The organism is Acinetobacter sp. AOR18_HL, from assembly GCF_027855145.1.
GTDB classification, from domain to species: domain Bacteria; phylum Pseudomonadota; class Gammaproteobacteria; order Pseudomonadales; family Moraxellaceae; genus Acinetobacter; species Acinetobacter pittii.
In genome coordinates this window covers 18,388-38,956 of the sequence record NZ_JAKTIG010000023.1, presented here as the reverse complement: position 1 = coordinate 38,956, position 20,569 = coordinate 18,388, and the positions used below count along the sequence as shown (strand labels likewise).

The following is a 20,569-nucleotide window of genomic DNA, read 5'->3' as shown; positions in this document are numbered from 1 at the left end:
CTATTAATTTAAAAATGCTTCTTAACAAAGAACTACTCAATTTCCTCTTCTTATTTATATTATTTTACAGAGAATTAACATGAACATAATTTCCAGTAATTATTCAAAAGGCTTTGGTATATTGATTATCTCCTTATTATCAGCGTGTAATAGTGATGATAAAGATACCACCATAAACTCAACAAACCAGAAGTTGCTAGAAGGAACAATTACTTCTTTAGAGAATCTTAAGCAAAATCTAGTATGGCAAGAAAATCAGTGTGATAGTGTCTATTCTAAAGTTATCAGTGAGGCAGCTATTGCTCAAAAATCAGCGGCAGAACTAAGAGCCAATATCGCTAGTTCAAATAATTTAGGAGTTTTTCTTGATAATCAAATTATTCCGAAACTAGCTCAGCTTACCGATGAGTCAACTGTATTAAGAGCGAGGTGTAATGCTCCAGACTATGATGGAACAGGCGTAAGTATTGAACGACCTGCCATGCTAAGGGAAATGTTAAGTGAATGGCAAGGAACAATTAATTTATTGATTCGTCAAATCAATAACCCGCCAAATATGAATCCTGAAATTAAATTAGCGTCATTAACCAACACCAATATTAATCAATCAACTCTAGCAAAGTCTAAATTCAAAGATTGTTCAGATAGTTTTTGTCCAGAAATGACGGTTATTCCAGCTGGTAGCTTTTTAATGGGTGGAAATATAAATGAGCAAGAGCAACAAAATGTACCAGCTCAATCTCGACCATACGAATTGCCTCAGCACTTAGTACAAGTCGAAAAACCATTTGCAATGTCAACTTATGAAACAACAATTGCAGAGTTTCAGGCTTTCCAAAAAGAAACGGGATGGGAGGTACAAGGGTGCCGTAATTGGGAAGAGCGAGATGGCCTATTTAATATGTGGTACAGAGATGATTTAACACCTAGCAATCCTGGTTTCTTTCAAACATCTCAGGATCCTGCAGTTTGTGTTCGTCGTGAAGATGGAAGAGAATTTGCGAAATGGTTATCTAAAAAAACAGGTCAGACCTACCGCTTACCAACAGAAGTTGAGTGGGAGTATGCTGCTCGTGCCGGAACGACAACAGCCTTTTACTGGGGAGATGATTTGAATCATGAAGAGGCATGCAAATATGCAAATGTTTTAGACCCTACGACAGTCCAAGCACTACCACAAACAAGTACTTGGGCCTTATTTAATTGTACAGATGGTTATGGAATAACATCGCCTGTCGGAAAGTTCTTGCCTAATAATTTTGGTTTATATGATATGAGTGCCAACGCACGAGAATGGGTGGATGATTGCTGGCATCCAAATTATCAAAATGCCCCTGTTACCAATCGTCGCTGGGGTGAAGAAAATAATGGACAGTGTAATTTCCCAGTTTTACGTGGAGGGGCATGGATATATAACACTTATAATGTGCGAACTGCTTATCGTAATGCTTATGTAACTTCACAAGCTCGTTCAATTATGTGGGGATTCCGTTTGGTTCGCGAAATTTAGCTTTGATTTTTATACCTAATATATTCTACATTTAAAGTCATTTTTTAATTTATCAGCGTCGATTTTAATAAAAACCTAAAACTGCGCTGATAATGTCTTATCTTTCAATAAACCTACGTTTATTAAGAATATTTGTGAGAGTATAAATATATGGTGCCATTTGATTTTTCGAACTTATCTCCTCAAGTGGTTTGGCAGCATTTTCAAACACTTTGCATTATTCCTCGTCCTTCAAAGCATGAACAGCAGCTTCGTGAATTTTTACAAAACTGGGCCGAAAGTCGAAATTTAGAAACTTACGTAGATGAAGTGGGGAATTTGATTATTCGTAAGAATGCGACTCTGGGTAAAGAACATGTGTCTGGCGTTATTCTGCAAGGCCATTTAGATATGGTCACTCAAGCCAATACTGGCACAGTACACGACTTCTTTAAAGACCCGATCCAGCCAGTCCTCGAAGATGGCTGGTTAATTGCTAAAGATACTACTTTAGGTGCTGATAATGGCATTGGGGTAGCATTAGCTTTGGCAGTTTTAGACTCAAATGATATTGCTCATGGGCCAATTGAAGTTCTTCTAACAGTTGATGAAGAAGCAGGGATGAGTGGTGCGCGACTTTTACAGGCAGGTGTACTAAAAGGGAAGTGGCTATTTAATATTGATACAGAAGAGTGGGGCGAGTTGTATCTCGGATGTGCTGGTAGTATTGATATTGAAGTTGAGCAACCGCTTAATTATGAACCAATTCCTGAAAATTTGAATATTGTTAATATTCAGGTGGCTGGTCTTAAAGGTGGCCACTCTGGCGTAGATATCCATTTAGGACGTGGTAATGCCAACGTTATTCTGGCCCGTTTTTTAAATCAGCATTTAGCGAAGCTTGGTGGACGGCTTGTTGAGTTTATAGGTGGTACAGCTCGTAATGCTTTACCTCGCGAAGCTGTAGCAACCATTGCCATTTCATCTAACCAATTGCCTGAATTAGAACAATTACTCACTGAATATCAAACAGCATGGACAAAACAGCTACAAGGTATTGATGACAATCTGCAATTAACTATTCAGCCTAATAGTGCTGAAGTGACCGAAGTGATTGCTCAACAACCGCAAAATGAATGGTTGCAAGCTTTAGCAACAAGTCCTTATGGCGTTGCAAGTATGAGTCAGGTTCTATCAGATGTAGTTGAGACTTCAAATAATATTGGAGTGGTAAGACTAAATAGAGAAGGCGGAAAAGCTGTCTTAATGGTCCGCTCAATGGTGAACCAAGAAGCTCAAGACTTTGCAGAAAAAATTCAAAAACATTTCAGTCAATTTAATATCGGCTCTACACTTACGCCGTTAGTGTCGGGTTGGACACCAAATCCAGATTCAGCTGCTCTAAAGTGCTTACAGCAGGCCTATCAAAATGCATTTAATATTGAGCCAAATCTAAAAGTAATTCATGCAGGCTTAGAGTGTGGGATTATTGCCGAGCATTATCCACATTTACAAATGGTTTCTTTTGGACCGGATATTCAAGGTGCGCATGCACCGGGTGAACGAGTCAAAGTTGATACTGTAGAGAAATGCTGGAAGCTGTTGGTAACAGCTTTAGCATCTGTAGAGTAGTTTTTACAAATAAGAAGCTCAATTGTGAGCTTCTTAAACTTTTACATGAAAATGATGTGGATTTAACTCGACAAATTCGATTTCACAATCAATAAATTTTTCAATCATGGCTGCTTGAGTACGAGTATGTTCGCTAATACATTGTGCGGTGAATTCACCACCTTGACCTAAAGCTAAAGGCAGAAGCAATTGATCTGCCAAATACTCATCTACAACAGCCTGCGAAGATAAATATAGATTTACATCTTTTGCTAAATGTTCAGCTATTTGCTCTGCACTTTTGCGCATCTCACCTAAAGCTGTAAACAGTTGAGTGTGATATTGATGAGCAACTTTCACATAGACTGTATTGCCTTGGCTAATTCCATTTAAATGATATTGCTGCTGAGAGCTTAAGTTTAGTTTTTTACTTAATGTGGTTAATTCACGTTGTGCTATCTGTGCTTCTTCTGAAAGATTTAATACAGCTGCAAAGGCCTCATTACTTTGCAAAGCACCGCGATCTAATAAATTTAGCTTGTTTCGATGTTGCCATGGTTGAACGGTAACCTGAATTTCACCTGCACCAATTGGAAAGAAGCCGGCTTTACTTAATTTAAAATCTACGTTAATTCCAATTTGAGCTAGAGCAGGTAAAAAGCAGTGTTCAATAAAATCTGCTGTTGGTGCAAGGGGGTTATGTGTACCCCCTGAAATGGTGAGTTCAGTAGCTTCATTTTGTAATAACAAAACAGGTAGAAGCGTTTGTAAAACCAGTGTTGTACTACCCGCTGAACCGATTTGAAATTGATATTTACCACTTTGAACATGCTGAGGTGCGAAATATAAACGTTGGCTATGTAATTCAGCACCCTCTACATAAGCTTGGCTAATTTGTTGAGATGCTTGTACACAAACCAAATGTTGACGCATTAATCCTGGTTTTTTACGTCCTGCACGTATATTAATTAATTCAAATGCCTGACCTGTAATCATTGAAAGGGCAAGAGCAGTTCTTAAAATCTGTCCACCACCTTCACCTTGTGAACCATCAATTTGGATGGTTTTGGGCATATTTGCCAAAGCTTTATTCACTTCTGTTTTCCTTATTTTCTAATTTAATGAACATACTGTCAGTACATGGTAATGCGAAGTAACGTTTGACTTTGTTTTCGACAAAGGTTTACTAGGTGCATAGTGCTGAGTCTCATAAGTGAATATCGATGCACGACTCACATGCTGCCATAGCCGCCTGAATTATTTTCAATCCCTCAGATCGGAGTAACGCAGGATCTTGTACTCGCCCAGTATGTCCAAACTTTGATTGTGAAAATGATTTCACAAAATCTATTGTTTAATCGATTAGATCAATTTGCCAATTAGCAGCCTGAATTTTAACGTTTAAGTCACGGAGTTTTGCACTGATATCATCCGCCTGCTTTTGTAAGCTAGAAACAGGAATGACTTTCTTCCACTTAATTTCACGTGAGCTATAACGATCAGGTTCTCGATGTGTATTGGCAATCGCATCTATTAAAATCTTATGCTGTTCAGCATAACTATCACGCAAGCTTAATAGGGACAACAATACTTTGCCATCTTCCAGTTTTGCTTGTGCATTGGTCAAGTGAATACGACAAATCAATTGATTGCTTTCCTGAGTTAAAGCAAACACTTGTTTGATGAGTTCATTTGGATCTTCACTAGGTTCATCACCTTCTTGTACCAATACATTCGCATTGATTCGTTGTTTTAACGAAGCGAGCTTTTTTTGTTGATCGCTTCGAAGTAAAAGTGCTTCTGCGAGTTTCATATTTTATTTTCCTAAAAATTTATTCTTTAATCTGTTGAGCTGGCAAGTAGTAAGCAGCCTTTATTTTGCTCTGGTGAATAGATGGTTAAGCACCAATTACCCCACCATTCTCGGCCCGGTTCAAAATAATCATTCCATTCAGAACTTTCTTCCCGACCACTACCTGAATAACCAACCCAATCATATATTTCACAGTCTTTCTCCGTGAAAAGGCATAGCCGCAAGAAAGCTTGAAAGAATGCTACCTGATTAGAATGGGTAAGGGTTGTGCCATATGGTGGATCAATGATTGCCTCTAACAAACCCCAAAACCAATTATGTCTAGAAAATAAATTAGGTTTGTCCAAACGATCAAAACTTACAAGGCTGCGATCTAATTTTTTAGTGGTTAAAGTATTTAAGTCTAACGTTTTTTCTATTGCTAAACTTTCACAATTCAATAACATCTGTTGATGAATAGCTAGCGTATTCGAAGATTCTGTCTTATGTACGACATTAAACAAAAATACTTCAAATACGGCTTGTATGGCATCAAGATCAGATTGTAACTCTTTGGTCTTCAAATGATCTAATTGGACAAACATATGCTCACCTTCTGGGTATGGTAAATTATCTAGCCCTTAACACACACCACTTGTCTTAATGTATAAACCACTTCAACCAAATCGCTTTGTGCTTTCATTACATCTTCAATCGGTTTATATGCCGAAGGAATTTCATCAATAACAGCAGCATCTTTACGGCATTCCACACCTTCAGTTTGTGCAATCTGATCTTCAACAGTAAAACGTCTTTTTGCTTCAGTACGGCTCATAACACGACCTGCACCATGCGAACATGAACAGAAAGATTCCTGATTTCCAAGCCCACGGACAATAAACGACTTCGCTCCCATTGAGCCTGGAATAATTCCATATTCACCTAAACGCGCACGAACTGCACCTTTACGAGTGACCATCACTTCTTCACCGTAGTGTTCTTCCTTTTCCACATAGTTATGGTGACAGTTCACTGCTTCCAAACGTGCCTGAAAAGGCTTTGGTACAATAGTCGCCAAGGCTTTAATCGCAGATTGCATCATGATTTCTCGGTTCTTCATTGCAAAGCGTTGAGCCCAACCTACAGCAAACCAGTAATCATCAAAGTGTTCAGTTCCTTCTACTAGGTATGCTAAATCTTTATTTGGCAAATTAATGAAATGCTTCTCCATGTCTTTACGGGCAAGTTCGATAAAATGATTACCGATAGCATTTCCTACACCACGAGAACCTGAGTGCAACATAATCCAAACATGATCATGCTCATCTAAACAGATTTCGACAAAGTGGTTTCCCGTACCTAAAGTTCCCAAATGTTTGCGGTTGTTGGTGTTTTTTAAACGTGGGTGTTTTGCACAAATGTATTCAAAGTCTGCAACCAGATCGGTCCAAGCTTGATCTACCATTTCTGGTGGAGTTTCCCATGACCCGCGATCACGTCCGCGCTTAGTCATTCCATGTGGGATTAAACGTTCAAGTTCAGTACGTAGTGCATGTAAGTTATCTGGTAAATCTGAAGCAGTTAAGCTTGTACGAGTTGCCATCATTCCACAACCAATATCTACACCCACAGCTGCAGGAATAATTGCCCCTTTAGTTGGAATTACGCTACCAATAGTTGCTCCTAAACCGAAGTGTACATCTGGCATAACAGCCATCCATTTATAAATAAAAGGCATTTGAGCTGTTTGCAATAATTGTTGTTTTGAGTTGTCATCAACAAGCACGCCTTTAGTCCACATTTTGACTGGCATACTTTTTTCATTTTGCAGAACTTCATAAGAACGTTCTTGCTGCTTTTGTTCAAACTGAGCTTGTTGGTTAATTTCTTCAATGACAGACATTTTCTTTTCCTTTCAAAGCCTGCCTGCCAAGCGTTTGCAGGCAGGTGTTATTCACAATATCCGAATGATGTTGTGTGCTTTGTACTATTGCACTGAGTGTGCCAACTTTTTTAAAATAGTTAATTTAAATACAAGATATTGAAAATAATAGATAAAAATAATTTTAAACTATATCTAGTAAATTTTATTGGTGACTTTTAATGTTAAAAATATATCCATAAATATATTTAAATATCTTTTTGGATATATGTATTTAATTGGTCTTATAATTTTTTTCGACTTTTAAAAGCTGTCCAGCTTCATTTAAAGTAAATTCATCAAAATCATTTGCTAAATAAAAATGACCTTTATAAAACTGGCGAACTTCTTCAGTAATAGCTTGCTGCCCAGCTTTATCCTGATGTCGGGGGCTAAAATGCGTCAGAATTAAATTACTTAAAGATTGCTGTTCTGCAAATTCAGCCACCATTTTTGCTGAGCTATGCATTGGACCTTTGCCGACTTTATCTAAAACCGTTTGTAAGTATGTAGACTCATGAATAAGGAGTTGGGCATCTTTGCAAGCGTCAGCTAATAGTTCTGGTTGGTCATTATCACCACCTATAATTGCATGAACTTGGTGATTTTGAATTTTGATAAAGTCTTGAGCTTTTAAAGTTTTTCCGTCAAATTTAACATCGTAGCCTCGTTTTAAATGGCCCCACATATCGCCTTGAGGTACGCCTAACTGGGTTAGAGCTTGGGTATCTAACTTCTTCTGAATCGATTTGATGTAAATGCTAAAAGCAAAACTTGGAACACGATGGCTTAGTGGATGTGCTTGAACAATGAATTCGTCAGTGATTTGTTGTGGCTGTGTTGCTTCATTTACATCAATAAATTGAAGGGAATATGGCAAATGTAAGTCTGTAAGCTGGGCAGTGATTTTAAACCATTGCTGAATTTCTTTCGGTGCAATCACGATTAAGGGCTTGCTACGGGCATTCATGCCTGCACTTGCCAATAAACCAACTAAACCATAACAATGGTCGCCGTGAACGTGTGTAATACAAATGGCAACTAGGTTTTGTAATGAAAGTTTGGCTTGTTGAACGCGGTGCTGTGTACCTTCGCCGGCATCAATTAAAATCCAGTCTTTATTTTTGCTGTTACGAACTGCTAATCCTGAAACATTACGTGTTAGGGTTGGTATACCTGAAGATGTGCCTAAAAAAGTAAAATGAAGCATATTCTTGGAATTTTTTGGTCAAATGCGTATTGTATATTATAGACACTTATAAAATTTTATAGAAATTATGGCGGATGCAAAGAAAACAGTCGTTATTGGCTTTGTCGGTTCTACACTTGATCAGGGGAGAAAGCCAGATAGATGGCAGCGTTGGCGTCCTACGATTAGCCTGTTAATGCATGAAGATTTGCTTGTAGATGAATTGGTGCTGTTACATGATCGACAACATCATAATTTAGTTAAATCTATAGCAGCAGATGCTAAAGAGATCTCTCCACAAACTGAAGTTTCTGGACATAAGGTAAGTATTAAAGATCCTTGGGATTTTGCTGAAGTTTATGGTGCACTCTATGACTTTGTAAAAACCTATCCGTTTGATGTCGAAAAAAATAACTATTTACTGCATATCACAACGGGAACGCATGTTGCTCAAATTTGTTGGTATTTATTGATAGATGCGCATTATTTACCAGCTCAACTTATCCAAAGTTCACCTAGTCAGCAAAAGACCTCAGAAGGTGAATATAGAATTATTGATCTGGATTTGTCTCGATACGATGTTTTAAAACAGCGATTCGATGATGAACAAAAACAAAATTGGCAACAACTTAAAGCAAATATTTCTACTCATAATAAAGCGTTTAATCAGCTTATTGAGGAAGTTGAATTAGTTGCAACCCGCTCTAGTGCGCCTATTTTAATAATGGGGGCAACAGGGGTTGGTAAGTCTCATTTAGCAAAACAAATTTTTCAGTTAAAGAAAGATAAATTTCAATTAAATGGTCGTTTTATTGATGTTAACTGTGCAACCTTACGTGGTGATAGTGCCATGTCAACTTTATTTGGTCATATAAAAGGTGCATTTACAGGAGCAGCAGCTTCTCGTGCTGGTTTATTAAAAAGTGCTGACCAAGGTATTTTATTTTTAGATGAAATTGGTGAATTGGGATTTGATGAACAAGCTATGCTGCTAAAAGCGCTAGAAGACAAAAGCTTTTTTCCCGTTGGAAGTGATAAAGAAATTCAAGTCGATTTTCAGCTAATAGCAGGTACTAACCGTGATTTGCGTAATGAGGTTCAAGCTGGCCGTTTTCGTGAAGATTTATGGGCTCGTTTGAATACGTGGACGTTCTTTTTGCCCAATTTAAAAGACCGTGTAGAAGATATTGCACCCAATATTGATTTTGAGCTACAGCGTTTTGCTGCAATTCATCAAAGACAATTACGTTTTCAACGTGATGCTTTAGAAACATATTTAAAGTTTGCTAAATCAGTAGATGCATCATGGCAAGGAAATTTTAGAGATTTAGCAGCGAGCGTAACTCGTTTGGCAACTTTATCGCAAGGTGAGTTAATTCGCCGTGAAGCTGTAGAAAAAGAAATTCAACGTCTAAAGCAGCTTTGGCTTATTCAGGATGAATCTTACAATGATAAAAATACAGATATTTTGTTGAGCTATTTGGATTCTGAACAAATAAAACAAATAGATGAATTTGATCAGATTCAATTACGAGGTGTACTCAAAGTCTGTGAAAATTCAAAATCAATGGCAGAGGCTGGGAGACAACTCTTTTCAGTATCTCGACAACAACGTAATACAACAAATGATAGCGACCGAGTAAAAAAATATTTGGCACGTTTTGGGTTAAGTTGGAATAATTTTCAATAATGACACGGCTTATAAAATGATGGACATACTCTCAAGTTATGCCCATCAAGTTACTGTTATTTCATGATAATAAAGCGTGTAATGATTTGACGAAGCTGTTTTAAATAACCTGTAAAGAAGTGGTTAGCGCCCGGCAAAATCGTAATTGGATGCTTCTGCGGTTTGGCCCATGCAATTGCATCTGAAAGTAAAGTAATATCATCTTGCTCACCATGAATGAGTAGAATATCACCTTGAATTTCAGGAGTTTTATAGTGACGTAAACCTACTACAGTAGCTGTTGGTAAACCACATAAAATTAACTGTACAGGTCGTAATTCAGGTGCAAGCTGTGCAAAGCATTTTGCTAAAACATGTGAGCCAAAGCTAAAACCGCCTGCATAAAATGGTAGGCCTTCATGAAGCTTACGAACGTGCTCAATTACAGCTAAGATATCTTCAGTTTCACCATGGCCTTCATCATGAATGCCTTCACTGCCCCCTAAACCACGGAAACTAGGACGATAAACAATACAACCATATTCATTAAAAATTTGGGTTAAAAGAGCAGGGACTTTATGTTGAGGAGTTCCACCTTGCAATGGGTGCGGATGGCAAACAACCGCAAAGCCTTTGATTTCACCTTCAGGGCGGTCAACGAAAAGTTCAATTTTACCTACTGGACCCTGGATGAAAGTTTGCTCAGACATATAAGAACCGCTAAATAACAATACGTAGTGCTATTTTACCGATAGTCGTCATTGAAAACACGAGTTAGCATTAAAAAATATCTACTGTTATAGTTGGTATTAAGAATAATTTTTTCAGGTTGTCTATGCTTGCTTTAATTTCTCCTGCAAAAACTTTAGATTATGAAACAGCGTTACCTACAGATGAGTTTACTCAGCCTCGCTTGTTAGAAAACTCAGCACAATTAATTGATGTTTGTCGCAAACTTTCTGCTTCGGAAATTGCGAGTTTAATGAGTGTGAGTGAGAAAATTGCCACATTAAATGCAGATCGATTTAGAGATTGGAATCCCGAATTTAATTTCTCAAATGCTCGCCAAGCAATCTATGCATTTAAAGGGGATGTTTACACCGGTTTAGATGCTTATCATTTAAAAGACAAAGATATTGATTTTGCACAGCAGCATTTGCGTATGCTCTCTGGTTTATATGGTTTATTGCGTCCTTTAGATTTAATGATGCCTTATCGTTTAGAGATGGGTACTAAATTAAAAAATACTCGCGGTCATAATTTGTATGAATTCTGGGGTGATATCATCACTAACCAAATTAATGAAGACTTGGCAGCAATTAAATCTGAATTGCTGGTAAATCTAGCTTCAGATGAATATTACAAGTCTGTCAATGAAAAGAAAATTAAGGCTGAAATTGTAAAGCCTGTTTTCCTTGACCAGAAAAATGGCAAATATAAAGTCATTAGTTTCTATGCGAAAAAAGCACGCGGTTTAATGGCTCGTTTTATGATTGAAAACCAATTAAATAAAGCTGAAGACATCAAAGCGTTTAATACCGAGGGTTATTACTTTGATGCTGATAACTCATCGGCAAAAGAGTTGGTATTTAAACGTGATGAGCAACAGGCTTAGTCTTACTCAACTTAAACTCTCGTAAGCGATGATTATCGTGAAGTGGCATGGATGCCACTGTTTCGCTGTATTACATGGATGTAATATCAGCGAAACAAAAGATTTTTGTTACTTTTCATCTTTGAAAAGTAAAATGCCTATACAAGTCGCATTAAAGTTAAAACGGCAGTTAAAGGCTGTATTCTCACAAGAAATGATTATTTAAAGAAATAACCTGTTTCTGGTGAGCTTGCATTTGCCATGCGTTTACGTGGCATACGACCTGCTAAAAATGCTTCACGTCCTGCTTCAACAGCTTTTTTCATTGCTGAAGCCATCAAAATAGGGTTTTGCGCAGCTGCAATCGCTGTATTCATCAATACACCATCACAACCGAGTTCCATCGCAATAGCAGCATCACTTGCTGTGCCAACACCTGCATCAACTAAAACTGGAACTTTCGCATTTTCTTTGATAATTGAAATGGTATGTGGATTTAAAATACCTAAACCTGAACCAATTAGACTACCTAAAGGCATAATTGCAACACAGCCCATACTTTCAAGTTCTTGAGCAATGATTGGGTCGTCAGAGGTATAGACCATAATCTCAAAACCATCATCAATCAAAGTACGGGCCGCTTTTAAGGTCTCGGTTACATTTGGATATAAGGTTTTTTCATCGCCCAAAACTTCAAGTTTTACTAGGTTGTGACCATCAAGTAACTCACGCGCTAACATGCAGGTACGTACTGCGCTATCAGCATCAAAACAACCTGCGGTATTTGGTAAAATTGTATATTTTTCTGGTGGAATGACAGACAGTAAATTCGGTTGATCTGGATTTTGTCCAATATTCACACGGCGGATTGCGACAGTTACGATTTCTGCACCACTGGCTTGAATAGCTAAATCCGTTTCATTTAAGTCTTTATATTTGCCAGTTCCGACCAATAAGCGAGATTGAAAAGAACGTGAACCAATAATGAGAGGGGTGTCTTGCATGGATAACTCCGACTTAGCCGCCGCCAACAGCGTGAATAATTTCGATACGGTCATGTTGAGCAATAGAAATTTGCTCTAATTTGCTTTTAGAAACGATTTGCTGGTTGTGCTCGACAGCAAAACGTTTTCCTTCAAGTGCCAACTCCTGAATAAGTTGCAACAGGTTTTGGCTAGGCGTGTCCGTTAATTCGCCATTTAAATAAATTTGCATGATCACATTCCGATTATTTTGCGTATTTGAAAGCATTCCAAGCCAAGATTAGCCATCCCGCAATCATTAAGGCTCCACCGATTGGCGTAATTGCACCTAATATTCGTGGTAAACCCAGCGCCATGATATAAAGCGAACCACAAAAGAATAGAATACCAATTTGGATAAGCAAGAAAGATAACTTGATTGGGAAATGAGGAAGAACCTTACTTAAAATACCAAGGGCTAGTAGGCCAAGCGCATGATAAAAAAAGTAGTCGGTTGCAGTTTGCCACCAAGCAAGTTGCTCAGGACCCGCGTGAGCTTTAAGACCATGTGCTCCAAAAGCACCCAACATGACTGCAAAAGCAAGATTAAGGGCTGAAATGGCGATCCACATAACAAAAAACGCAACTGAATAATGAAAGGCAACGTTAACATAGATTGGGTTGGCTAAACATAGCCAGATAAAACAAAAGGGCGATTCGCCCTTTTATTTTTAAATTTATTTTAGCTTGCTGACATGGCAGTTTTAATCTTTTCCATCGCATTCTTTTCAAGCTGACGAATACGTTCTGCCGAAACATTATATTCAGCTGCTAACTCGTGAAGAGTAGATTTATCATCATCTAACCAGCGGCGTTGTAAAATATTACGCGAACGGTCATCTAACTGGTCCATTGCATCATGCAAGGCTGAAGTGCTTTGCTCTTCCCAGTCTTCGTTCTCGACTAAACGGGCAGGGTCGTAGCGGTTATCTTCAAGATATAACGCAGGTGCTGTGTGTGGAGTATCGTCGTCGTCATCGCCTTGTGCTTCAAAAGCAGCATCATAAGCAGTTAAACGACCTTCCATTTCCAGAACTTGTTCTGGAGTTACATTTAAGTCATTAGCAATTGATTGAGCTTCTTCGAGCGTTAACTTTTTACTCGATTTTTTTAAACTACGTAAATTGAAAAATAATTTACGCTGAGCTTTTGTTGTTGCAATTTTGACGATACGCCAGTTGCGAATAACATATTCATGAATTTCTGCCTTAATCCAGTGGACGGCAAAAGATACTAGACGCACGCCCATATTTGGGTCGAAACGTTTCACGGCTTTCATTAAGCCTAAATTACCTTCTTGAATAAGGTCGCCTTGTGGTAGGCCATAACCTGCATAGCTGCGCGCAATATGAACGACAAAACGTAAATGCGACATTACCAGCATTTTTGCGGCATCAAGATCTTGGTCATAATAATAACGTTCAGCAAGTTCTTTTTCTTGCTCAGCCGTTAAAATAGGAATCTGATTGACAGTACTGATATATGCACCAAGGTTTACACCGGGCGCAGACAATGACAGGGGCATCAATTGATTGCTGCTGTCACTCATGAGTTCTCCTTATAGGATCAAATGGGATAACCAATAAATTCATCTTAATTTGAATCAGCTTCATAATTAAGGAAAATTGGGTAGAGAAATGTAAAATTTTATGCAATTTCTAATCTTTTAGTTTAGCAAAGAATTATTGAGTTTCAATTAAATAGTGAAATTCTCTTTCTGATATGTGTGTAGTTTGACACGTAAAATGATGTAAACCACAGTAACGAGTTACATCAATTTCACTATGAGGATCTGAAGATTTTAATAAAAATTGTTGTTTGCCTGACGCTTTTTTAAGTTCACGTTTTAGCATTAACAATGGCATTGGGCAGGGTTGTCCAAGGGCATTAATTTCAATGGGTGCTGTATTAGAAGAAGTATTGCTCATTCATCATCAAAACAACTAAAAAAAATATTCTAACAAATTTTTAATAAATACAGCATATTTTATGAAAGAAGATGCAGGGAATTTCTATAAAAAATATTGTAATAAGCTGTTTAAAAAAAGAACTAAAAATAGGGGAAATATTTGAAAAAAATTCTATTAATTGTCATAAACCCGTGTTAAGCTCGAACCGTTTTAGGATTTACCACACAATCAAATTGATTTAATAACCCTATAACAAATGGATGTAACCGGAAATTGTTGATAGTTTTACAGAATGATTACAAGCTTTAAGATTATAAATATTTTAAAACCTTGTTTGCTCTGCTGTTTGCAACACCGGAAGGTCCTTTTTTCAACATCTGAGGATTGACTTATGACAGCTCGTGAACAAGGCGTAGTAAAGTGGTTTAATGACACTAAAGGCTTTGGTTTTATTCAACGTAACGGCGGCGACGATGTATTCGTTCACTTCCGTGCGATCGTAGGTGACGGTCACCGTTCTCTACGTGATGGTCAACGTGTAGAATTTAGCGTTGTACAAGGTCAAAAAGGTTTTCAAGCTGAAAACGTTCAGCCTTTAGACTAAGACTAATTCATCTTTTTGATGAATGATGGACGCTCCAATTTTTGAATTGGGGCGTTTTTGTTTATAATGATCTTCTCATTCGAGAGATTGTTTGTTAGAGCGCGTATTTATGACATCTGGTTTTGAAACCTTGAATTTACATCCGCAACTTAAAAAGGCGATTGATGCTTTAGGGTTTACTCAAATGACCCCAATTCAGCAAAAGGTTTTAAAATATACATTAGCCGGGCATGATGCAATTGGGCGAGCACAAACAGGAACAGGTAAGACAGCTGCCTTTCTGATTAGTGTAATTAATGATTTACTCAATAATCCGATTCAAGAGCAACGCTTCCGTGGCGAGCCTCGTGCTTTAATCTTGGCGCCTACTCGTGAGTTGGCATTGCAAATTGAAAGTGATGCGAAATTTCTCACAAAATTCTCTAATTTACATTTAGTGACCCTATTGGGTGGTGTTGATTTCGATAAGCAGAAGAAGCAACTTGATGCTAATTTTGTCGATATCATGGTAGCCACACCTGGGCGTTTAATCGATTTTGTAGAACAAAAAGAAGTCTGGCTCGATCAAATTGAATTTTTAGTCATTGATGAAGCTGACCGTTTATTAGACATGGGCTTTATTCCTTCGGTAAAACGTATTGTTCGTTATTCACCCCGTAAGGAACAACGTCAGACACTCATGTTCTCAGCGACGTTTAGTTATGACGTCTTGAATTTGGCAAGACAATGGTTATTTGAACCTGTAACTGTTGAAATTGAGCCTGAACAAAAGACCAATAACGATGTAGAGCAACGTGTTTATGTTGTAGCTAAACAAGATAAATATCGTTTACTGCAAGATATCTTGCGTGAAGAGCCAATCGATAAGGTCATGATTTTTGCTAATCGACGTGACCAAGTCCGCCGTCTTTATGATCATTTAAAGAAAGATGGATATAGAGTTGGTATGCTTTCTGGTGAGATTGCTCAAGATAAACGTTTAAAAATGTTAGAGCAATTTAAGCAAGGTAAACATAATATTATGATTGCGACAGATGTTGCTGGTCGTGGTATTCATGTGGATGGCGTGTCGCATGTCATCAACTTTACATTGCCTGAACAATCTGATGATTATGTACACCGTATTGGTCGTACAGGTCGTGCTGGCTCACAAGGGGTAAGTATTAGTTTCTTATCTGAAGATGATGCCTTTTATTTACCCGAAATTGAAAAAGCAATTGGTAAAAAATTACCACTGACCAGATTAGATGGTTATTGCTAATAAAAAAATCCCAATCATTTGATTGGGATTTTTTTGATTAATTAATTTTACAATAGAAAGTAAGCGTTGTTTGGTAGTCATCATCTTTTGCTAAAGATGCATTTTTACCAGTTAATGTACCAATAACGCCTGCTGCTGCTTCAACCATTTGACCGGTTTTTTCACTTACAACATCTTTTAATACACCGTTATATGTTGTTTTTTCATCTACAACGACTGGTGTAGTGCTTTTTGAGCAAGTTTTTTGAGCTGCAGTAATCGCATTATTTTTCGCAATTAAATTGGTTTTGCCAATACCTGTAACTTCAAACTGATTATTTTCTTTTTGAACTGCTAAAGTATTTTTAGGAGTAGTTGCGCAAGCACCAAGTAATAAAACAACACCGCTCATTGCGCTCGCTAAAATTATTTTTTTCATAATGCACCTAAAGTTAATCGCTAAAAGACATAGCTATTTGAACATAAGTTTTCTAGTTGATTTTGAAGACGTTGTATGAGTTTTGATGTTTTGTATTAAAAAATGTCAAAGTGAGAGTTCGCTAATTTTATAAGCTAGATTCAATGGTGGATTAACGGTAGATTATGCTAATCTATTTTGAATTTTTGAGTTAGATCAATATTAATGACGGAATCAGCAATACAAATAATTCACCAAAATATTCATCAGCGTCAGTCTATTGGCCAATTAGTTGAGCCAGCTCCAAGTACAGAGCAATTAGAGTTAGCTTTCCAAGCAGCTTTGACTGCTCCAGATCATCATAGACTTAAGCCAACGCGTTTTGTGGTTGTTTCAGGCGAACAACGTGGTGCTTTTGGTGAAGTTTTAGCAAAGGCTCTAGCAGATTTAGGTGAAACTGATCCCGCTCAACTCGAACGTGTTAAACAACATCCTTTTCGCGCACCATTACTCATTTTGGCGCTTACACAACTACAAGATCATCCGAAAGTACCGCATTTCGAACAAATCTTAAGTACGGGTGCCGCAGTACAAAATCTTTTATTATCTCTACAAGCTCAAGGTTTTTCGACCATGTGGCGTAGTGGTGCAGTTGTCGAATCAAATTGGTTAAAACAGCATTTAGGTCTGCAACCTCGTGATTTAATTTCAGGTATTATTTACGTCGGCACAGCAGCTAAAGTAATTGCACCACGTGCAGATATTGAAAGTAAAGAATTCGTAAAAGTTTGGCAGGCTTAAACGTCTGTAGAAGTAAGAAATAGGATAATAAAAGATGGCTGAATTTAAGTTTACAGATTTGGTGGAACCTGTTGCGGTTGATAAAAAAACTGCTTTACGTATTACCGTTCTAGGGGGAGGAAGCTTTGGAACGGCTATGGCAAATTTAGCTGCACGTAATGGTTGCGATACCATGATCTGGATTCGTGATGCCGAAACAGCTGAGGAAATTAATAAAACCCACATTAATAAACGTTATTTGCCAGATTTTATTTTAGAGTCATCATTACGCGCTGTGTCTGATCTTGAACAAGCTGTATGTGACCGAGATATTATTTTAGTCGCAATTCCAAGTCACTCATTCCGCGATGTCTTAAAACAAATCGCTCCTTATATTACTGCACAAGCGGTTGTGTCTTTGACCAAAGGTGTTGAAGCTAAAACTTTCAGCTTCATGAGCGATATCATTCGTGAAGAATTACCTGAAGTTCCTTATGGTGTACTTTCAGGTCCAAACCTTGCAAAAGAAATTATGGCGGGTATGCCGTCTGGCACCGTTATTGCCAGTGATTCTGAGTTAGTTCGTTATGCTGTGCAACATGCTCTGCATAGTGCTTTATTCCGTGTTTTTGGTAGTGATGATGTACACGGAGTGGAATTAGGTGGTGCACTTAAAAATATTTATGCGGTTGCAATGGGAATTGGTGCCGCTTACAAAATTGGTGAAAACACCAAGAGTATGATTTTAACGCGTGCGTTGGCTGAGATGAGCCGTTTTGCAGTAAAACAAGGTGCAAATCCGCTTACATTCTTGGGGTTGTCAGGTGTTGGTGATTTATTCGCGACTTGTAATAGTCCTTTAAGCCGTAATTATCAGATTGGTTATGCTTTAGGTTCGGGTAAAACGCTGGATCAGGCAAGTAAAGAGTTGGGGCAGACAGCAGAAGGCATTAATACAATTGTTCAGGTGCGTGGTAAAGCAGAAGAACTAGATGTTTATATGCCTATCACTAACGCTTTATATGAAGTTATTTTCGAAGGGGCGCCTCCTTTAAATATTGCATTATCTCTTATGAAAAACGGACACCGTAGTGATGTTGAATTTGTTTTACCTCATCACGAAGTCTGAAGAAGAAATGTCATAAATTGTGGTTATAATGCAGGAATTATTAACAAGGAAAATTTATGCAACTGACATTGGTTCGCCATGGGGAAGCCGCTCCACCTGTAAATGGTAACGACACTAAACGCCCTCTTACTGCTCGTGGACATGCTCAAGCAGAACAGACAGCAACATTTTTAAAAGATATTGTTAAGCCTGATATTTTTGTAGTTAGTCCTTTGTTACGTGCTCAAGAGACATTGGCACATATTCAAGCTTATTTTAAAGATGTGCCTGTGTTGTTATGCGATAAAATTAAACCGGATGATAACGCCAAAGAGGCAGTCGAGTGGTTGTCTCAGATTCCTTATGAGTCAATTGTGGTCGTGTGTCATATGAATGTAGTAGGGCATATTGCTGAACTCCTGACCCATGAAAACTTTAATCCATTTGCACTGGCTGAAGCTCGAATTTATGATCAGGCTGTGATTGCAACTGGTTTATCAACACAAAAAAATAGTTTTATACCCACAATATAATTAAAAAGGTTATTTAGCCCATTATGCTGTATTTATGGATGCCTGAAACCAATGGAATATGGCATTGGTCTAACGGAGAAAACTGGTTGCAGGCTGAAAGCCTTGATCAATTAATACAAGACCTACAATTGCACCAAGGAAAAGAGGCTGTCGTCTTTTTTCCTAGTCGTCATGCTCAGGTATTCCAGCAACACATAGCAAAGTCTCATTACAAGCAACTTGGAGCAGATGGTGTTAAATATTTGCTTGAAGAGTTTGTAACTTTGCCTATTGATCACATGAAAGTAGTTCATCATTTTCATGCTGATCAATTAACAATATTGGGCGTTGCAAAAACTACTGTGGAAACATGGCAACATGCGATGAATCTGTTGCCAATCAAGCTGGTTGCTTTGTTGCCAGATTTTTTGATCTTGCCGGAACCACAAGAACAGCAAGTTATACTGTGTAATATTGACCAAAAATTACTGGCGCGTGAAAGTAAATGGGTCGGTAATTCACTAGATGATTTGGGATTGTTTTTGGAATTCCAGCCAGTTGAAACAAACTATCAATATAGTGGGTTAACGGTAGAACAGTTAGAAAGCTTAGAAGCAGCTTCTAGTATTGAGCAACGTTCAGAGTTTTTTTATCAATTTCAGGGTTTAGATAAACCTAAACAGCATCCTTTTAATGTTTTGCCAAAAGCCAAAGGACAAGAGCAAACTGTCTCAGGTTACTGGAAAGCATGTGCTGTTATTCTGTTAGCAATTATAGTAGTTCAGTTTAGCTATGATTTGTTGCGTTGGGTAAAATTAAGAAATGTAGCAAATCAAACAGCTGAGCAGACAATTGAGCAATATAAATATTGGTTTGGTCCTTCTAGTCGCGTAAATGAACAAAATATAAAAAGCCAATTTGAAAGTCATTTAAGAATGAGTAAACAAGGCGATACACAAGCACTTTCTTTATTGAGTCGTGTTGGACCTATTTTGATGCAAAGACAAATTTTAGCTCAGCAATTAAATTATGATGCTTCTACACTAACCATGGCCTTGAAAGCAAAATCGGCAGATGATTTGCAAGCTTTAACACAGCAGCTTAATCAGCAAGGATTTAAGGCGGAGTTAGGTAATGTTCAAGCCGATGGTGGTGGGGCTATTGGGGCGGTGAAAATACAATAATGAAAATGTTAGCTCAATTGCAAAACCGCTTTGATCAGTGGATCGAACAAGTTAATCAATATTTAGACCGTTTGACTGTCCGTGAACGTATCATGGTGGTCTTTACTACAATTTTTGTTGTAGTGGCTATTATTGGGGCTTCACTTTGGAAAATGCATTCCTTAGCAGAACAGCAGCAACAGCGCTTAAATGATTTAAAAGATTTGATGGTGTGGATGCAAAGTAATGCAGTCACTATGAAACCTGCGAGTGAGCTTGAGCTGGGGCAGGCAGAAAAAATACAACGTGTAGCTCAACAGCAAGGTTTAACGGTTACTTCTCAGCAAAATGGCGAGCAGTTACAAATTATTGTTACTCATCAGAATTACGCAATTTTAGCTAACTTTTTAACCCAACTGGCACAAATGGGCTTAAGTATTGAAAAAATGGAAATGGTTTCAAGTGAAGGTCAGATTAAATTAACAGCGACGGTTCAATAACATATTAAAATATGCTGGTCTTAAGCATGGTGTTTTGTGCTCCCTGT

At 37.9% G+C, this 20,569-nt stretch carries 23 protein-coding genes; 11 read left to right on the top strand and 12 right to left on the bottom strand.

The features are described from left to right. Positions 1 to 79: 79 nt before the first annotated feature. Together MKL51_RS05330 and MKL51_RS05325 are read left to right on the top strand one after the other, a co-directional pair. A complete protein-coding gene (locus tag MKL51_RS05330) occupies positions 80 to 1,510 on the top strand; it encodes a formylglycine-generating enzyme family protein (RefSeq protein ID WP_017480774.1) in 1,431 nt (476 codons plus the stop codon). A 150-nt stretch (positions 1,511 to 1,660) separates the two neighbouring features. Next, positions 1,661 to 3,121, top strand: coding sequence for an aminoacyl-histidine dipeptidase (locus tag MKL51_RS05325; protein WP_032005324.1), 1,461 nt, complete (start codon positions 1,661 to 1,663; stop codon positions 3,119 to 3,121). A gap of 33 nt (positions 3,122 to 3,154) precedes the next feature. Here MKL51_RS05325 and rtcA read toward each other — a convergent pair whose 3' ends face one another. From rtcA to MKL51_RS05300, 5 genes are all read right to left on the bottom strand, one after another. Continuing rightward, the gene (gene rtcA, locus MKL51_RS05320) at positions 3,155 to 4,195 is read right to left on the bottom strand and encodes an RNA 3'-terminal phosphate cyclase (RefSeq protein WP_032042560.1); all 1,041 of its coding nucleotides are present in this window, start codon (positions 4,193 to 4,195) and stop codon (positions 3,155 to 3,157) included. Between the two features lie 259 nt (positions 4,196 to 4,454). Beyond that, entirely contained in the window at positions 4,455 to 4,913 is a 459-nt protein-coding gene (locus MKL51_RS05315; RefSeq protein ID WP_005073494.1) for a DIP1984 family protein, read from the bottom strand. Positions 4,914 to 4,939: 26 nt separating this feature from the next. Beyond that, complete coding sequence (locus MKL51_RS05310) at positions 4,940 to 5,497, bottom strand: hypothetical protein (protein ID WP_032042561.1); 558 nt, start codon at positions 5,495 to 5,497, stop codon at positions 4,940 to 4,942. A gap of 29 nt (positions 5,498 to 5,526) precedes the next feature. After that, positions 5,527 to 6,795, bottom strand: coding sequence for an RtcB family protein (locus MKL51_RS05305; RefSeq protein ID WP_032005327.1), 1,269 nt, complete (start codon positions 6,793 to 6,795; stop codon positions 5,527 to 5,529). Positions 6,796 to 7,048: 253 nt separating this feature from the next. Continuing rightward, the gene (locus MKL51_RS05300; protein WP_032005328.1) at positions 7,049 to 8,023 is read right to left on the bottom strand and encodes a ribonuclease Z; all 975 of its coding nucleotides are present in this window, start codon (positions 8,021 to 8,023) and stop codon (positions 7,049 to 7,051) included. A 67-nt stretch (positions 8,024 to 8,090) separates the two neighbouring features. Between MKL51_RS05300 and rtcR the strand changes: the two genes are divergently transcribed. After that, positions 8,091 to 9,692 (top strand): RNA repair transcriptional activator RtcR, encoded by a 1,602-nt coding sequence (gene rtcR, locus MKL51_RS05295; protein ID WP_032005329.1) that lies wholly within the window; start codon positions 8,091 to 8,093, stop codon positions 9,690 to 9,692. A gap of 56 nt (positions 9,693 to 9,748) precedes the next feature. On the opposite strand, the gene MKL51_RS05290 is transcribed toward rtcR, so the two are convergent. Then, positions 9,749 to 10,381: an alpha/beta hydrolase gene (locus MKL51_RS05290; protein ID WP_017386507.1), complete on the bottom strand. Its 633-nt coding sequence runs from the start codon at positions 10,379 to 10,381 to the stop codon at positions 9,749 to 9,751. A 125-nt stretch (positions 10,382 to 10,506) separates the two neighbouring features. Between MKL51_RS05290 and yaaA the strand changes: the two genes are divergently transcribed. Beyond that, positions 10,507 to 11,286, top strand: coding sequence for a peroxide stress protein YaaA (gene yaaA, locus MKL51_RS05285; RefSeq protein WP_032005330.1), 780 nt, complete (start codon positions 10,507 to 10,509; stop codon positions 11,284 to 11,286). Between the two features lie 197 nt (positions 11,287 to 11,483). On the opposite strand, the gene MKL51_RS05280 is transcribed toward yaaA, so the two are convergent. The 5 genes from MKL51_RS05280 to MKL51_RS05260 form a co-directional block, all read right to left on the bottom strand. After that, positions 11,484 to 12,269 (bottom strand): thiazole synthase, encoded by a 786-nt coding sequence (locus MKL51_RS05280; RefSeq protein WP_001154366.1) that lies wholly within the window; start codon positions 12,267 to 12,269, stop codon positions 11,484 to 11,486. A 13-nt stretch (positions 12,270 to 12,282) separates the two neighbouring features. After that, complete coding sequence (gene thiS, locus MKL51_RS05275; RefSeq protein ID WP_002115323.1) at positions 12,283 to 12,480, bottom strand: sulfur carrier protein ThiS; 198 nt, start codon at positions 12,478 to 12,480, stop codon at positions 12,283 to 12,285. Between the two features lie 13 nt (positions 12,481 to 12,493). After that, entirely contained in the window at positions 12,494 to 12,859 is a 366-nt protein-coding gene (locus MKL51_RS05270; protein ID WP_005068311.1) for a DUF423 domain-containing protein, read from the bottom strand. A 110-nt stretch (positions 12,860 to 12,969) separates the two neighbouring features. Further along, on the bottom strand, positions 12,970 to 13,836 hold the full coding sequence (gene rpoH, locus MKL51_RS05265) for an RNA polymerase sigma factor RpoH (protein WP_002115267.1): 867 nt from the start codon (positions 13,834 to 13,836) through the stop codon (positions 12,970 to 12,972). Between the two features lie 133 nt (positions 13,837 to 13,969). Continuing rightward, positions 13,970 to 14,215 (bottom strand): sulfurtransferase TusA family protein, encoded by a 246-nt coding sequence (locus MKL51_RS05260; RefSeq protein ID WP_005068314.1) that lies wholly within the window; start codon positions 14,213 to 14,215, stop codon positions 13,970 to 13,972. Between the two features lie 373 nt (positions 14,216 to 14,588). Here MKL51_RS05260 and MKL51_RS05250 point away from each other — a divergent pair, with 373 nt between their 5' ends. Then, the gene (locus tag MKL51_RS05250; RefSeq protein ID WP_000126912.1) at positions 14,589 to 14,801 is read left to right on the top strand and encodes a cold-shock protein; all 213 of its coding nucleotides are present in this window, start codon (positions 14,589 to 14,591) and stop codon (positions 14,799 to 14,801) included. A 109-nt stretch (positions 14,802 to 14,910) separates the two neighbouring features. Next, positions 14,911 to 16,062: an ATP-dependent RNA helicase RhlB gene (rhlB, locus tag MKL51_RS05245; protein ID WP_002115257.1), complete on the top strand. Its 1,152-nt coding sequence runs from the start codon at positions 14,911 to 14,913 to the stop codon at positions 16,060 to 16,062. 37 nt (positions 16,063 to 16,099) lie between these two features. On the opposite strand, the gene MKL51_RS05240 is transcribed toward rhlB, so the two are convergent. Then, a complete protein-coding gene (locus MKL51_RS05240; RefSeq protein WP_005068317.1) occupies positions 16,100 to 16,480 on the bottom strand; it encodes a hypothetical protein in 381 nt (126 codons plus the stop codon). 204 nt (positions 16,481 to 16,684) lie between these two features. Here MKL51_RS05240 and MKL51_RS05235 point away from each other — a divergent pair, with 204 nt between their 5' ends. Genes MKL51_RS05235 through gspM form a run of 5 tightly spaced genes read left to right on the top strand, consistent with a single transcriptional unit; the run spans position 16,685 to position 20,522 of the window. Further along, positions 16,685 to 17,260 carry a nitroreductase family protein gene (locus MKL51_RS05235; RefSeq protein WP_005073504.1) on the top strand — a complete coding sequence of 192 codons (576 nt, stop codon included), beginning with the start codon at positions 16,685 to 16,687 and terminating at the stop codon, positions 17,258 to 17,260. Positions 17,261 to 17,294: 34 nt separating this feature from the next. Further along, on the top strand, positions 17,295 to 18,368 hold the full coding sequence (locus MKL51_RS05230) for an NAD(P)H-dependent glycerol-3-phosphate dehydrogenase (protein WP_002115297.1): 1,074 nt from the start codon (positions 17,295 to 17,297) through the stop codon (positions 18,366 to 18,368). A 56-nt stretch (positions 18,369 to 18,424) separates the two neighbouring features. Next, positions 18,425 to 18,880, top strand: a complete 456-nt coding sequence (locus MKL51_RS05225; protein ID WP_005068324.1) for a SixA phosphatase family protein — start codon at positions 18,425 to 18,427, stop codon at positions 18,878 to 18,880. A gap of 23 nt (positions 18,881 to 18,903) precedes the next feature. Continuing rightward, positions 18,904 to 20,043, top strand: coding sequence for a type II secretion system protein GspL (gspL, locus tag MKL51_RS05220; protein WP_017480783.1), 1,140 nt, complete (start codon positions 18,904 to 18,906; stop codon positions 20,041 to 20,043). Further along, positions 20,043 to 20,522, top strand: coding sequence for a type II secretion system protein GspM (gene gspM, locus MKL51_RS05215; protein ID WP_005073507.1), 480 nt, complete (start codon positions 20,043 to 20,045; stop codon positions 20,520 to 20,522). The genes gspL and gspM overlap by 1 nt, the downstream gene beginning before the upstream one ends. Positions 20,523 to 20,569 lie beyond the last annotated feature (47 nt).

Excerpts from the sequence above, each read along its gene's own strand:
- MKL51_RS05330 (WP_017480774.1), top strand. The coding sequence starts at position 80 with ATGAACATAATTTCCAGTAATTATTCAAAAGGCTTTGGTATATTGATT.
- MKL51_RS05325 (WP_032005324.1), top strand. The coding sequence starts at position 1,661 with ATGGTGCCATTTGATTTTTCGAACTTATCTCCTCAAGTGGTTTGGCAG.
- MKL51_RS05315 (WP_005073494.1), bottom strand. The coding sequence starts at position 4,913 with ATGAAACTCGCAGAAGCACTTTTACTTCGAAGCGATCAACAAAAAAAG.
- MKL51_RS05310 (WP_032042561.1), bottom strand. The coding sequence starts at position 5,497 with ATGTTTGTCCAATTAGATCATTTGAAGACCAAAGAGTTACAATCTGAT.
- MKL51_RS05305 (WP_032005327.1), bottom strand. The coding sequence starts at position 6,795 with ATGTCTGTCATTGAAGAAATTAACCAACAAGCTCAGTTTGAACAAAAG.
- MKL51_RS05300 (WP_032005328.1), bottom strand. The coding sequence starts at position 8,023 with ATGCTTCATTTTACTTTTTTAGGCACATCTTCAGGTATACCAACCCTA.
- rtcR (WP_032005329.1), top strand. The coding sequence starts at position 8,091 with ATGGCGGATGCAAAGAAAACAGTCGTTATTGGCTTTGTCGGTTCTACA.
- MKL51_RS05290 (WP_017386507.1), bottom strand. The coding sequence starts at position 10,381 with ATGTCTGAGCAAACTTTCATCCAGGGTCCAGTAGGTAAAATTGAACTT.
- yaaA (WP_032005330.1), top strand. The coding sequence starts at position 10,507 with ATGCTTGCTTTAATTTCTCCTGCAAAAACTTTAGATTATGAAACAGCG.
- MKL51_RS05280 (WP_001154366.1), bottom strand. The coding sequence starts at position 12,269 with ATGCAAGACACCCCTCTCATTATTGGTTCACGTTCTTTTCAATCTCGC.
- thiS (WP_002115323.1), bottom strand. The coding sequence starts at position 12,480 with ATGCAAATTTATTTAAATGGCGAATTAACGGACACGCCTAGCCAAAAC.
- MKL51_RS05270 (WP_005068311.1), bottom strand. The coding sequence starts at position 12,859 with ATGTGGATCGCCATTTCAGCCCTTAATCTTGCTTTTGCAGTCATGTTG.
- rpoH (WP_002115267.1), bottom strand. The coding sequence starts at position 13,836 with ATGAGTGACAGCAGCAATCAATTGATGCCCCTGTCATTGTCTGCGCCC.
- MKL51_RS05260 (WP_005068314.1), bottom strand. The coding sequence starts at position 14,215 with ATGAGCAATACTTCTTCTAATACAGCACCCATTGAAATTAATGCCCTT.
- MKL51_RS05250 (WP_000126912.1), top strand. The coding sequence starts at position 14,589 with ATGACAGCTCGTGAACAAGGCGTAGTAAAGTGGTTTAATGACACTAAA.
- rhlB (WP_002115257.1), top strand. The coding sequence starts at position 14,911 with ATGACATCTGGTTTTGAAACCTTGAATTTACATCCGCAACTTAAAAAG.
- MKL51_RS05240 (WP_005068317.1), bottom strand. The coding sequence starts at position 16,480 with ATGAAAAAAATAATTTTAGCGAGCGCAATGAGCGGTGTTGTTTTATTA.
- MKL51_RS05235 (WP_005073504.1), top strand. The coding sequence starts at position 16,685 with ATGACGGAATCAGCAATACAAATAATTCACCAAAATATTCATCAGCGT.
- MKL51_RS05230 (WP_002115297.1), top strand. The coding sequence starts at position 17,295 with ATGGCTGAATTTAAGTTTACAGATTTGGTGGAACCTGTTGCGGTTGAT.
- MKL51_RS05225 (WP_005068324.1), top strand. The coding sequence starts at position 18,425 with ATGCAACTGACATTGGTTCGCCATGGGGAAGCCGCTCCACCTGTAAAT.
- gspL (WP_017480783.1), top strand. The coding sequence starts at position 18,904 with ATGCTGTATTTATGGATGCCTGAAACCAATGGAATATGGCATTGGTCT.
- gspM (WP_005073507.1), top strand. The coding sequence starts at position 20,043 with ATGAAAATGTTAGCTCAATTGCAAAACCGCTTTGATCAGTGGATCGAA.